At 72.6% G+C, this 12,490-nt stretch carries 12 protein-coding genes; 1 reads left to right on the top strand and 11 read right to left on the bottom strand.

Annotated features, from left to right (window positions below; translation table 11 throughout):
- Nucleotides 1-19: 19 nt before the first annotated feature.
- From ABCU91_RS04535 to xylA, 4 genes are read right to left on the bottom strand one after another with little or no spacing between them, the layout of a single operon-like run.
- Nucleotides 20-1,123: a Gfo/Idh/MocA family protein gene (locus ABCU91_RS04535; protein WP_406922762.1), complete on the bottom strand. Its 1,104-nt coding sequence runs from the start codon at nucleotides 1,121-1,123 to the stop codon at nucleotides 20-22.
- A complete protein-coding gene (locus ABCU91_RS04530; protein ID WP_406922763.1) occupies nucleotides 1,102-1,800 on the bottom strand; it encodes a ThuA domain-containing protein in 699 nt (232 codons plus the stop codon). The genes ABCU91_RS04535 and ABCU91_RS04530 overlap by 22 nt, the downstream gene beginning before the upstream one ends.
- Nucleotides 1,797-3,197, bottom strand: a complete 1,401-nt coding sequence (locus ABCU91_RS04525; RefSeq protein WP_413354962.1) for an FGGY family carbohydrate kinase — start codon at nucleotides 3,195-3,197, stop codon at nucleotides 1,797-1,799. Before ABCU91_RS04525 ends, ABCU91_RS04530 begins: the two co-directional genes overlap by 4 nt.
- A gap of 1 nt (nucleotide 3,198) precedes the next feature.
- Nucleotides 3,199-4,386: a xylose isomerase gene (xylA, locus tag ABCU91_RS04520; protein WP_413354961.1), complete on the bottom strand. Its 1,188-nt coding sequence runs from the start codon at nucleotides 4,384-4,386 to the stop codon at nucleotides 3,199-3,201.
- 87 nt (nucleotides 4,387-4,473) lie between these two features.
- On the opposite strand from xylA, the gene ABCU91_RS04515 reads away from it, so the two are divergent.
- Entirely contained in the window at nucleotides 4,474-5,652 is a 1,179-nt protein-coding gene (locus tag ABCU91_RS04515; protein WP_413355375.1) for an ROK family protein, read from the top strand.
- 169 nt (nucleotides 5,653-5,821) lie between these two features.
- Here the strand turns inward: ABCU91_RS04515 and ABCU91_RS04510 are convergent, their stop codons facing one another.
- The 7 genes from ABCU91_RS04510 to ABCU91_RS04480 form a co-directional block, all read right to left on the bottom strand.
- Nucleotides 5,822-6,268: a GNAT family N-acetyltransferase gene (locus ABCU91_RS04510; protein ID WP_413354960.1), complete on the bottom strand. Its 447-nt coding sequence runs from the start codon at nucleotides 6,266-6,268 to the stop codon at nucleotides 5,822-5,824.
- Nucleotides 6,269-6,270: 2 nt separating this feature from the next.
- Nucleotides 6,271-6,966, bottom strand: coding sequence for an SDR family oxidoreductase (locus tag ABCU91_RS04505; RefSeq protein WP_406922767.1), 696 nt, complete (start codon nucleotides 6,964-6,966; stop codon nucleotides 6,271-6,273).
- 107 nt (nucleotides 6,967-7,073) lie between these two features.
- Complete coding sequence (locus tag ABCU91_RS04500) at nucleotides 7,074-7,649, bottom strand: TetR/AcrR family transcriptional regulator (protein ID WP_413354959.1); 576 nt, start codon at nucleotides 7,647-7,649, stop codon at nucleotides 7,074-7,076.
- Nucleotides 7,646-8,437: an HpcH/HpaI aldolase/citrate lyase family protein gene (locus ABCU91_RS04495; RefSeq protein ID WP_413354958.1), complete on the bottom strand. Its 792-nt coding sequence runs from the start codon at nucleotides 8,435-8,437 to the stop codon at nucleotides 7,646-7,648. The genes ABCU91_RS04500 and ABCU91_RS04495 overlap by 4 nt, the downstream gene beginning before the upstream one ends.
- Complete coding sequence (locus ABCU91_RS04490; RefSeq protein WP_413354957.1) at nucleotides 8,434-8,925, bottom strand: MaoC family dehydratase; 492 nt, start codon at nucleotides 8,923-8,925, stop codon at nucleotides 8,434-8,436. Before ABCU91_RS04490 ends, ABCU91_RS04495 begins: the two co-directional genes overlap by 4 nt.
- Nucleotides 8,922-10,886, bottom strand: a complete 1,965-nt coding sequence (locus ABCU91_RS04485; protein ID WP_413354956.1) for an acetyl-CoA carboxylase biotin carboxylase subunit — start codon at nucleotides 10,884-10,886, stop codon at nucleotides 8,922-8,924. The genes ABCU91_RS04490 and ABCU91_RS04485 overlap by 4 nt, the downstream gene beginning before the upstream one ends.
- Entirely contained in the window at nucleotides 10,886-12,448 is a 1,563-nt protein-coding gene (locus tag ABCU91_RS04480; RefSeq protein WP_413354955.1) for a carboxyl transferase domain-containing protein, read from the bottom strand. The genes ABCU91_RS04485 and ABCU91_RS04480 overlap by 1 nt, the downstream gene beginning before the upstream one ends.
- Nucleotides 12,449-12,490 lie beyond the last annotated feature (42 nt).

Here is a 12,490-nt window from a genome sequence, read left to right as displayed (position 1 = left end):
TTCGCGAGGGCAGGGCGGATCAGTCGCCGAGGCGCGTCCAGTCCGCAGCAGCGGTGAGCGGGACCAGGGACGGCCGCTCCACCGTCGTGCCGATCTCGAGACGTCGCCCCTCGGCGGAGGAGCGCAGGAGGCTCTCCATGACGTCGAGGACATGGAGCGCGACCGCGCCGCCGGCTCGGCCGGCTCCTCCGGACGAGACCGCGTCGATCAGACCGATCCCCCGGCCGGAACTCTCGTAGCCTGCCGAGGCCGGAACCGGCCGCCAGTCGTCCTCGCCGAGCGCCGCGAGGCGGACCTCGCCGTCGAACATGTTCGGATCGGGCACCGACAGCGAGCCCCGCTCGCCGTGCACCTCGATCGGCGGGGCCGCGGTCCTCACGGCGTCGAAGCTCGTGACGACGGTCGACACCGCCCCGCCCGCGTGCTCGAGCAGCCCGCTCACGTGCGTGTCGACCTCGACCTGGATCCGCTCGCCGGCACGCGGTCCCGTCGCGATGGTGCGCTCGGCGCGGGCCCGGCGGGCGGCCCCGGTGACGGCGACGACCGGTCCCAACAGGTGGACGAGGCTCGTCAGGTAGTACGGCCCCATGTCGAACAGCGGTCCCCCGCCGGGTGCGTAGTAGAAACCGGGAGCGGGATGCCACAGCTCGTGACCCGGCGACACCCACGTCGCGCTGGCCGCGACCGGCCGCCCGATCGCCCCGTCGTCGATGAGGCGACGGGCGGTCTGGATGCCGGTGCCGAGCACCGTGTCGGGCGCGGCCGAGACGTGCACGCCGGCAGCGGTCGCGGCATCCATCACCGCCTGCCCTTCTGCGACGCTCAGCGCGAGCGGCTTCTCGCCGTGGACCGATTTTCCTGCGGCGATCGCGGCGTGCGCGACCTGCGCGTGCGCGGCGGGCACGGTGAGGTTGACGACGGTCTGCACCTCGGGGTCGGCCATGAGTTCGTCGACCGTCAGCGCTCGCGCGCCGGGGATGCCGGCGGCGACCTCCGCCGTGCGATCGGGCCGCAGGTCGGCGACCGCGGCGACCCGGATCGACGAGCTCTGCGCGAACAGGTCGAGGTACTGACTCGAGATGACGCCGAGACCGACGATCCCTACGGCGTGCGGGCTGCCCACAGCAGTCCCCTTTCGACGATGGTGCGGATGTTCGGATCGGCGAGGACCTCGGGTGTATGGCCCGGCGTCGCGACGAAGACGCGCCCCTCGCCCCACAGCCGGGTCCAGACCGCGGGACTCACGATCGGCCGGTGCCACGGGTGGTACTCCTGCGTGGGGTGCGTCGTGGTCGCGAGGACGTCGATGAGGTCGTCGTGGAGCACCCAGTACTGCTCGGTGTGCAGCGTGAAGTCCTCGATGCCGGCCGTGATCTCGTGGTCGCGCCCAAGACCCGTGATCTGGACCGTGTAGTCGAGGTAGTTGTCGCGCTCGTCTCCCGGTCTGTCCTCGGGGTGGCGCCCGGGATGGGTCGCGAATTGACCCCCGACGAGCTGCAGGTAGTCGGAGCTGTTCCGGTACGAATCCGCGATGCCGCCGTGCCACCCGGCCAGTCCCGCCCCCGCCTCGACCGCCGCTCGCAGACCGCGGAGGGCATCGTCCGAGATCGACGACATGGTCACCGCCTGCACGATGAGGTCGACCTCCGACATCCGCTCGGCGTCGGCGTAGACGTCGTTCGACTCCTCGATGGCGACCTCGAAGCCGTTCTGCTCGAGGAACGGGACGAACATGTCCGTCGCGGCGATCGGGTGGTGTCCGTCCCACCCGCCGCGGACGATGAGCGCGCGACGGGTCATCGGGCCTCCTCAGCTCGCCGTGCGGCGACCGTGTCGTAGCGCTCGCGAACCTCCGGGCGGGGGTCGGATGCCGCCTCCCGGTCCATCGCGACGGCCCAAGCCGGCCACGCACCGGCCAGCACCGCCGCCGCCTGACGCGCCGCGCCCTGCGCGACGTACTCCCCGGGAGCGGGGACCGCCACGGGCACGTCGAACACCTGCGCGGCGACCGCGGCGACCGCCGCGTTCCGCGCCGCACCGCCGACGAGCAGCACGCGCTCGGCGGTGACCCCGAGACCCCGGATCGCGTCGAGGCCGGTCGCGAGACCCGCGAGCATGCCCTCGATCGCGGCGCGGGCGAGGTTCTCCCGCGTCGTGTTGACCAGCGAGAGCCCGTCGATCGAGGCGCGCGCGGTAGGCAGGTTGGGCGTGCGCTCCCCCTCGAACCACGGCACGAGCACGACGCCGCCGGCGCCGGGTTCGGCCGCCGCGGCGAGCTCGGTGAGACCGTCGTGGTCGACGCCGAGCAGGCGTGCGGTTGCATCCAGGACGCGGGCGGCGTTCAGGGTCGCGACGAGCGGCAGGAACCGTCCCGTCGCGTCCGCGAATCCCGCGGCCGTGCCGGTCGGATCGATCGTCCGGGTGTCGCTGACGGCGAAGACCGTGCCCGACGTGCCGATCGACACGACGACGTCGCCCGCCGTCGCGCCGACCCCGAGGGCGGCCCCCGCGTTGTCGCCCGCACCGGGCCCCACGCGGCGACCGGCGGCATCCGTCACCCACTCGAGGGGGCCGAGTACGCGCGGCAGGATCGCGTCGTGGCCGAGGGCAGCCGCGAGCAGCTCGCGGTCGTACTCGCCCGACGCGGGGTCCCAGTAGCCGGTGCCCGACGCGTCGGAGCGGTCGGTGACGAGCTCGTCGAGGTCCGGGCGCTCCGGCCCGAATCCGCGCAGCCGCCACGTCAGCCAGTCGTGCGGCAGCGCGACCGCGGCGACCCGGGCGGCGTTGCCGGGCTCCGCGTCCCGCAGCCACCGCAGCTTGGTGATCGTGAACGACGCGACCGGAACGAGTCCCGTGCGCTGCGCGAGTTCCTCGGCGCCGAACTCGATCGTGAGATCGGATGCCGCCGGCCCCGACCGCGTGTCGTTCCACAGCAGCGCGTCGCGCACCACGGCGCCCGAGGCGTCGAGCGCGACCATGCCGTGCTGCTGGCCCCCGATCGACCACGCCTCGACGTCGTCGAGACCCCCGGCATCCGTGATCGCGCCCTGCAGGGCCGACCACCAGGCCTCGGGATCGACCGACGTGCCGTCGGGGTGCGACGCGCGACCGGAGCGGACGATCGCTCCGGTCGCGGCCTCGACGATGACGACCTTGCAGGACTGCGTCGAGGAGTCGACGCCCATGACGAGCGTCACGTCAGCGCGCGCCCAGCAGGTGCTCGGTCGCCAGCTGCTGCAGGCGGACGAACCCGGCGCCCTTGCCGCCGAGGTAGACGCTCGGGTCGAAGTCCTCGTACGCGGAGCGGTCGGCGAGGAAGTCGTCGTAGCTCTCGCCGGGGTTCAGCGTCGGGGTGGAGAGGTCGTCGACCTTTGCCGCGGCGAGCGCCTCCTGCACCTCGGGGTCGGCGCGGAACGCCTGCGCGCGCTCCTTGAGGAGGAGGTAGGTGCGCATGTTCGCGGCGGCGGATTCCCAGACGCCGGTCTCGTCCTCGGTGCGGCTCGGCTTGTAGTCGAAGTGACGCGGGCCGTCGTACGCCGGGACGCCGCCGGGACCGCCGTTCTCGAGCAGGTCGACGAGCGAGAACGCGTTGTGCAGGTCGCCGTGACCGAACACGAGGTCCTGGTCGTACTTGATGCCGCGCTGGCCGTTGAGATCGATGTGGAAGAGCTTGCCGTGGTACAGCGCCTGGGCGATGCCGGCGGTGAAGTTGAGGCCCGCCATCTGCTCGTGGCCGACCTCGGGGTTCACGCCGAACAGCTCCGAGCGCTCGAGCGAGTCGATGAACGCGATCGCGTGGCCGAGCGTCGGCAGCAGGATGTCGCCGCGGGGCTCGTTCGGCTTCGGCTCGATCGCGAAGCGGATGTCGTAGCCCTTGTCGGTGACGTAATCGCCGAGCAGGTTGACGGCCTCGCGGTAGCGCTCGAGCGCCTGGCGGACGTCCTTGGCGGAGTCGTACTCGGCGCCCTCGCGGCCGCCCCACATGACGAAGGTCTTGGCGCCGAGCTCGGCACCGAGGTCGAGCTGGCGGAAGACCTTGCGCAGGGCGAACCGCCGCACGTCGCGGTCGTTCGCGGTGAAGCCGCCGTCCTTGAAGACGGGGGCGCTGAAGAGGTTGGTCGTGACCATCGGGATGATCATGCCGGTCGCCTCGAGCGCGTCCTTCAGGCGGTCGATCTCGCGCTGACGATCGGCGTCGCTCGACCCGAAGGCGAACAGATCGTCGTCGTGGAAGGTGAGACCGTACGCGCCGAGCTCGGCGAGCTTCTCGACCGCGTGGACGACGTCGAGCGGGTGACGGGTGGAGCCGCCGAACGGGTCGGTGCCGTTGTAGCCGACGGTCCACAGGCCGAAGCTGAACTTGTCTGCGGGGGTGGGGGTGACCATGACGCTCCTTCGCGAGCCGGACAAAATGTTGTTGCCAGCAACGTATACCAGGCGCGCCGCCACGACAAACCCCTCCCGGTGGCTATGGTGGGGTCCGTGACCGATCAGGGGCGAACCGTCGAATCCGTGCGGCGAGCGAACCTGGCCAGCATCCTCCGCATCGTGCACCGCGAGGGCCCGCAGTCGCGCGCCGCCCTCACCGAGTCGACCGGACTCAACCGCTCGACCGTCGCCGACCTCGTCGGCACGCTCGCATCCTTCGGCCTCGTCGCCGAACGCGCTCCCGACCCCTCGCACCGCGTGGGACGCCCCTCTCCCGTCGTCGCCGTCGACCCCGCCGTCGTCGCTATCGCCGTGAACCCCGAGGTCGATGCGCTCGAGATCGCCGCCGTCGGCCTCGACCGCGACATCCGCGCCGTCGTCGTCCTGCCGCAGGACCACCTCCTCACCCCCGAACGGACCGCGGAGCTGATCGCCGAGCAGATCTCCGCGTGGCGCTCCGCCGAGCTCGCGGGCTCCCGCATCCTGGGCGTCGGCCTCGCGGTCCCGGGGCTCGTCCGCATCGAGGACGGCCTCGTCCGCGACGCACCCCACCTGGGCTGGGTCGACGTGCCGCTCCGGGACCTCGTCGCGGCGGCCACCGGCATCCCCGTCGTCCTCGGCAACGATGCGACGCTCGGCACCATCGCCGAGCATCTGTTCGGGGCGGCCCGCGGCATCGACCACGCGGTGTACCTCAACGGCGGCGCGAGCGGCATCGGCGGCGGGATCATCGTGAACGGGATGCCGGTGGCCGGCGCCGGCGGCTACGCCGGGGAGTTCGGGCAGAACCGGCCCGGCATCGCGACCCTCGCCGACCGCCGCGCCCGCGACGGCGTCCTCGAGGACGAGGTCAGCCGCGCGCGCCTGCTGTCGGTCGTGGGACTGGCCCGCGGCGACGACCGTGAGCTCGCCGACGCCCTTGCGGCTCACGCCGACACCCCGTCGGTCGCGGGAGAGGTCGACCGGCAGCGCCGCATCCTCGCCACCGCTCTCGCGAACGCGGTCAACGTCCTGAACCCGTCGGCCATCGTGCTGGGCGGGTTCCTCGCGGTGCTCGCGGACCTCGACGTCGGGGCGCTGCTTCAGGCCGTGCGCGCGCAGGCGATGCCCGCGTGCGGCGAGGATCTGCAGATCCTGCCCGCCGCCCTGGCCGAGCACCGTCTCCTCATCGGCGCCGCCGAGGCCGTGTTCGAGGGCGTGCTGGCGAACCCGCAGGCAGTCTGACCGGCGCGCGGTTGCTGTGCAGGGCAGAACACGTTCCGTAACCAGTCTCGAGCGATGATGCAGGTGCGCGAACTCGCGCATTCGCAGTGTCGAGAGATCCGTGCCGCGCCTTCGAGACTGAATACGGAACGTGGGCCGGGCCACATCCCGGCGACACTCACCGACTGCGTCAGTCGCCGAGGCGCCAGGTGACGAACGGGATGCCGGCGATGCCGTCGCGCGTGCGGTCCGTCACCCGCCAGCCGCGCGCGGCGTAGAAGGCCTTCGCTCGCGCGTTGCCGTCCCACACCTCGAGCTCCGCCGGACGACCGCCGCGGACCTCGTCGAACCGCTCGTGCAGGGCCGACCCGATGCCCCGACCGAACAGCTCCGGCCGGACGTACAGGCTCACCAGCTCGACGGTCTCCCCGAGCCGCACGTGCAGGAACCCCGTCGGCCCCTCGTCCGCGGCGACGACGGTGACCCGCCCGTCCTCGGCGACGAGCCGCCGCCACATCGGCTCGCGGTCGCGCGCCGCGTCCGCCGGGTCGAGGTGCTCGCCGTAGTACGCGGCGCGCGCGGCGGCGTGGATCGCGGCGATCGCCGCGGCATCCTCGACGGTCGCCGCCCGGAGCATCGTCAGCGCGGGCCGGGCTTGACCGACAGGTCGGTGATGACGGCGTCGCGCGGCAGGTCGAGGGCGGTGAGGACGGCGGTGACGACGGATGCCGGCTGGATCCAGGCATCCGCGTCGTAGTCCTTGCCTTCCTGCGCGTGCACCTGCGCCTGCATCGGCGTCGCGGTGCGACCGGGGTAGACGGTGGTCACGCGCACGCCGTGGGCGGCCTCCTCGCCGCGCAACGCGTCGGCGAGGGCCTTGAGCCCGTGCTTCGACGCGGCGTAGGCGGCCCACTGCGGGTGGGCGGTGAGCCCTGCGCCGGAGTTCACGAACAGCACCTGACCGCGCGCGGCGCGCACCCGCGGCAGCAACAGTCGCGTCAGCTCCGCCGGCGCGACGAGGTTGACGGCGAGCTGGTCCTGCCACGACTGCACCGGCAGGTCGGCGACGTGCCCGAGGTCGACGATGCCCGCCGCGTGCACGATCGCGTCGACCTCGTCGGGAAGGTCGGATGCCGCGACCGCCGCGGCGAGCGATCCGGGCCGCGCGAGGTCGGCGACGATCGAGCCGGCGCCGGGGTGCTCGGCGACGAGGTCCTCGGCCCGCGAGGCGTCGCGCGCGACGAGGACGAGGCGGTCGCCGCGCTCGGTCAGACGCTGGGCGAGGAGCTGCCCGATACCCGATCCGGCACCGGTGAGGACGATGGTGTGCGGCATCCCCTCATCCTGTCATCGCGCGTTGCCGAGGAGATGCGGCTTTCCGAGGACGGAATGGGCCGGAAACCTCCTCGGCAACCGTCATCTCCTCGCGAAGCGCCGCCGCGTCAGTCGCCCAACAGCGCACGCCGGGCCATGCCCGCGAGGATGCCGCCCGCCCGCTCACCGCTGGGCGCGGCCGAGTGCGGGGTCGAGTTCAACAGCCCGAACGCGGCGAGCAGCCGGGTCTCGCGCTCGGCGTCGTCGAGGTCCGGCCGGAGCGCGGCGAGCGGCCGGTCCCACTCCTGGACGTACTCGCGCTGCAGCCTCCGCACCCGCTGATTCACCTCGGCGGGCAGGTTGGCGAGTTCGCGGTCCTGCACGCGGATGACGTCGGCGTCGCTCGTGGCGAAGTCGAGGTGGAAGGCGATGAGCGCGTCGAACACCGCGCCCGGCTCCCCGCCGGCCGCCGTCAGCGCTCGCCCTCCTTCGAGCAGCCGTTCGCTCGCGTCGAGCAGCAGGTCGCACAGCAGCGCCTCCTTGCTCGCGAAGTGCCGGTACAGAGCGGGGCCGCTCATCCCGACAGCGTCGCCGAGGTCGGCGGTCGACACGGCGGCGAACCCGCGTTCGGCGAAGAGCCGCGCCGCCGAGGCCATCAGCTCCGCTCGGCGGTTCGCCTTCTGCGTCGCCCGCCACGTGGTCATCGCGACAGCACCCGCCGGGCCTGTCGCAGCACCGGCTCGTCGATCATCCGCCCCCGGAACCGGAACACCCCGGGCTGCCGGGTCGCCTCGTCGAGCACGGCCTCGGCCCACTCGAGCTCGTCGGGCGTCGCCGAGTACGCGCGCCGGATCACCTCCACCTGGGACGGATGGATGCAGGCGGTCGCCGCGAATCCGGATGCCGCGGCATCCCTCGCCTCGTCCTCGAGACCGGCGGTGTCGGCGATGTCGAGGTGAACCGCGTCGATCGCGTCGATCCCGGCCGCGGCCGCGGCGATGAGCACGCGCGAGCGGGCGTAGCGTGCGACGTCGCGATACCGGCCGTCGTCGGCGCGGCTCGAGCGCCCGCCGATCCCGGCGACGAGGTCCTCGGCGCCCCACATGAGCCCGTCGACGAGCGGATGCCGCGCCAGCTCGCCCGCGTTCTCAACGCCCCGCGGCGTCTCGCACAGCGCCAGCACCCGGCATCCCTCGAGGGCGTCGATCTGGCCGGACTCCTCCGCCTTCGCGAGCATCAGCGTGGCGAACCGCGTGCCGCGGAGCGCCTCGAGGTCGCGTTCCAGCTCCGGAGTGGATGCCGGGTTCACCCGCACGATCACGCGTTCGATGTCGACCTCGGCAGCGACGAGCGCCTCGCGGGCGCCCGCTTTATCGGCAGGCGCGACGGCGTCCTCGAGGTCGAGGATCACGGCATCGGCGGCGGCGAGCGCCTTCGCGTACCGCTCGGGCCGGTCGGCCGGACAGAACAGCAGCGCGGGACCGAGGCTCATGCCGGCGTTCCCGGCGACATCCGCATGAGCGTCGAGCGGCGCGCGGTCGCGACGACCTGGTCGTGCTGGTTCCGCATCGTGTGCACGAACTCGACGACGCCCTGGCCCGGCCGCGTGCGCGATTCGCGCTTCGAGGCGACGACGGTCTCGGCGTAGAGCGTGTCGCCGTGGCGGACGGGCGCGGGAAAGCTGACCTCCGAGAACCCGAGGTTCGCGACGATCGTCCCCTGCGTGAGCTGCGCGACCGACAGCCCGACGAGGGTCGACAGGGTGAGCATGCTGTTGACCAGTCGCTCGCCGAACTCGGTCTGCTCCGACCAGGCGGCATCCAGGTGCAGCGACTGCGTGTTCATCGTGAGCGTCGTGAACAGCACGTTGTCGGCCTCGGTCACGGTGCGACCCGGGCTGTGCACGTAGACGGCGCCCTCCTCGAGCTCGTCGAAGTACAGTCCGCGCTGCACGATGCGCCGCGGGGTCTCCTCGCTCATGCGTCCTCCTCCGGGGTCGGGGTCACGACGGCCAGGGTCTGCCCGCGACCCACGCTGTCACCGGTCGCGACGCGAAGCGCCACGGTTCCGGCGACCTCGGCTCTCACCACATGTTCCATCTTCATCGCTTCGACGACCACCACCGCATCGCCCGCAGCGACCTCGGCCCCGTCGGCGACGGAGGTCACCACGACGACGCCGGGCATGGGCGAGACGAGTTCGGGCACAGCCGACGCGTCCGCGTCGCGTCGATGGTCGAGCCGCACGCGCCGCACCTCGTGCGCGCGTCCGCCCGTCGCAAGCCACACAACCTCTCCGTCGACGACAGCGACGAGCGAAACGCTCCCGTCCCCGATCCGCACGACGACCCGGTCGCCGATGGGACGGACGGATGCCGGGACCGCCGCATCGTCGACGATCACCCCGTCGCCGATCAGCTCCACGGTCCGCTCCTCGCCCCCGGACGCGAGCCGGTACCGTCGCGGCGCGGGCGGACCCAGACGCCAGCCGTCGGCGCGACGCCACGGATCGCCCGTGCGCGGCACCGCGGCATCCATCAGCAGCGCCGCCTCGGTGAAGACACCCGCCTCGTCGGTCGCGGCGACGAGCCCGTCGAGCTCACGCGCGATGAGCCCGGTGTCGAGGTCACCGGCCGCGACCGCGGGCAGCTCGAGCAGCGCCCGCAGGAACGGCACGTTGGTCTCGAAGCCGAGTACGGCCGTGTCGCCGAGCGCCGCGACGAGCCGGCGCCGCGCCTCGTCGCGGGTGGCGCCGGTCGCGATGACCTTCGCGAGCATGGGGTCGTAGTCGACCGAGACGTCGAGTCCGTCGGCGAGGGCGCTGTCGACCCGGATGCCGGGCCCCGCCGGATGCCGCACGGCCACGACGTGCCCGCCCGTCGGCAGGAAGCCGGCGGCCGGGTCCTCGGCGTAGACGCGTGCCTCGATGCTGTGGCCGGTGAGCACCACGTCGTCCTGCCCGAACCCGAGCGGCTCCCCCGCCGCGATCCGCAGCTGCGCCGCGACGAGGTCGACGCCGGTGACCTCCTCGGTCACGGGGTGCTCGACCTGCAGTCGGGTGTTCATCTCCATGAAGAAGAACTCGTCGGGGCGGTCTGCCGCGACGATGAACTCGACCGTCCCTGCGCCGCGGTAGTCGACACTCCGCGCCGTCTCGCACGCCGCCTGCCCGATCCGGGCGCGGGTCGCCTCGTCGAGGAGCGGCGACGGCGCCTCCTCGATGACCTTCTGGTGGCGGCGCTGCAGCGAGCACTCCCGCTCGCCGAGGTGCACGACGGTGCCGTGCGCGTCGGCGAGCACCTGCACCTCGATGTGCCGCGGGGTGTCGACGTAGCGTTCGAGGAAGAGCGTGTCGTCGCCGAAGCTCGCCACGGCCTCGCGGCGCGCGGCGGCGAGCGCGGCGGGGAGGTCCGCGGCATCCGTCACGACGTGCATGCCCTTGCCCCCGCCCCCTGCGGACGGCTTGATGAGGAGGGGATACCCGACCCCGGGGGCCGCGGCGATGAGGTCGTCGTCGGTCATGCCGGCGCGCGCGACGCCCGGCACGGTCGGGACCCCGCGCGCCTCGACGGCGTGCTTCGCGGCGATCTTGTCGCCCATCGTGCGGATGGCGTCGGCGCTCGGTCCGATGAAGACGATGCCGGCACCCTCGCACGCCGCGGCGAAGGCGGTGTTCTCGGAGAGGAACCCGTAGCCGGGGTGGATCGCCTCCGCACCGGTAGCGCGGGCCGCGGCGATCACCGCGTCGATGTCGAGGTAGCTCTGCGCGGCAGGCGCGGGCCCGAGGCGCACGGCCTCGTCGGCGAGCGCGACGTGTCGGGCACCGGCATCCGCGTCGCTGTAGACGGCGACCGAGCGGATGCCGAGCTCCCGCAGCGTGCGGATGACGCGGCACGCGATCTCGCCGCGGTTCGCGACCAGGACGGTGGAGAACATGCGCATCACATCCGGAAGACGCCGTAGCCCGGCGCGTCGAAGGGGGCCCGCAGGCAGACGTCGAGGGCGAGCCCGAGGGCGTCGCGGGTCTCGGCGGGGGCCAGGATGCCGTCGTCCCAGAGGCGTGCCGTCGAGTAGTACGGGCTCCCCTGCTCCTCGTACTGCGCACGGATGGGCGCCTGGAACGCCGCTTCGTCGTCCGCCGACCACTCCTCGCCGCGTGCCTCGATCTGCTCGCGGCGGACGGTCGAGAGGACGGATGCCGCCTGCGGACCGCCCATCACCGACACCCGCGCCCCGGGCCACAGCCACAGGAACCGCGGCGAATACGCGCGCCCGCACATCGAATAGGTGCCGGCGCCGAACGACCCGCCGACGACGACGGTGAGCTTGGGCACCGACGCGCACGCGACGGCGTTGACCATCTTCGCGCCGTGCTTCGCGATGCCTGCCGACTCGTATTCACGCCCGACCATGAACCCGGTGATGTTCTGCAGGAACAGCAGCGGGATGCGGCGCTGGTCGCACAGCTCGATGAAGTGCGCACCTTTGAGGGCCGACTCCCCGAACAGCACGCCGTTGTTCGCGACGACGCCGACGCGGTGCCCGTGCAGGCGCGCGAACCCCGTCACGAGGGTATCGCCGTAGTCACGTTTGAACTCGTGCCACGTGCCGCCGTCGACGACCCGGTCGATAATCTCGCGGGCGTCGTACGGCGTCGTGAGCTCGACGGGCACGACGTCGACGAGGGTCGCCGGGTCGGATGCGGGCGGGGTGACCGGCGCCGGATTCTCGCGCAGCGGCACCAGCGCCGGGAGCGTCGCGATGATGTCGCGGACGATCTGCAGCGCGTGCTGGTCGGTCTCGGCGAGATGGTCGGTGACTCCCGAGACCTTCGTGTGCAGGTCGCCGCCGCCGAGGTCCTCGGCCGAGACGACCTCGCCCGTCGCCGCCTTCACGAGCGGCGGTCCGCCGAGGAAGATCGTGCCCTGGTTCCTGACGATGACCGTCTCGTCGCTCATCGCCGGGACGTACGCCCCGCCGGCCGTGGACGACCCGAGGACGGCAGCGATCTGCGGGATGCCGTCCCGCGACATCCGTGCCTGGTTGTAGAAGATGCGCCCGAAGTGGTCGCGGTCGGGGAAGACCTCGTCCTGCATCGGCAGGAACGCACCGCCCGAGTCGACGAGGTACACGCACGGGAGCCGATTCTCGGCGGCGATCTCCTGCGCCCGGAGGTGCTTCTTGACGGTGATCGGGTAATACGTGCCGCCCTTCACCGTCGCGTCGTTGGCGACGACCATGACGTGCCGGCCGTGGATCAGGCCGACGCCCGCGACCACCCCGCCGGCGGGGCAGTCGTCCTCGTACAGGTCGAGCCCGGCGAGCGCCCCCACCTCGAGGAAGGGACTGCCGACGTCGAGCAGGGTGTCGATGCGATCGCGGGCGAGGAGCTTGCCGCGGGTGGTGTGCCGCTCACGCGCGCGCTCGGGCCCGCCGCGTGCCGCATCGGCGCGACGGCGTTCGAGCTCGGCGACCAGATCGGGATACGTCGTGGGGGCTGTCATCGTCGACCGCACCTCCGGGAGAGCAGGTCAGTTACCAGTTGA

The sequence above is a fragment of the Microbacterium phoenicis genome (assembly GCF_047302325.1).
Lineage (GTDB): Bacteria > Actinomycetota > Actinomycetes > Actinomycetales > Microbacteriaceae > Microbacterium.
This window is presented reverse-complemented; position numbering and strand designations above follow the sequence as displayed.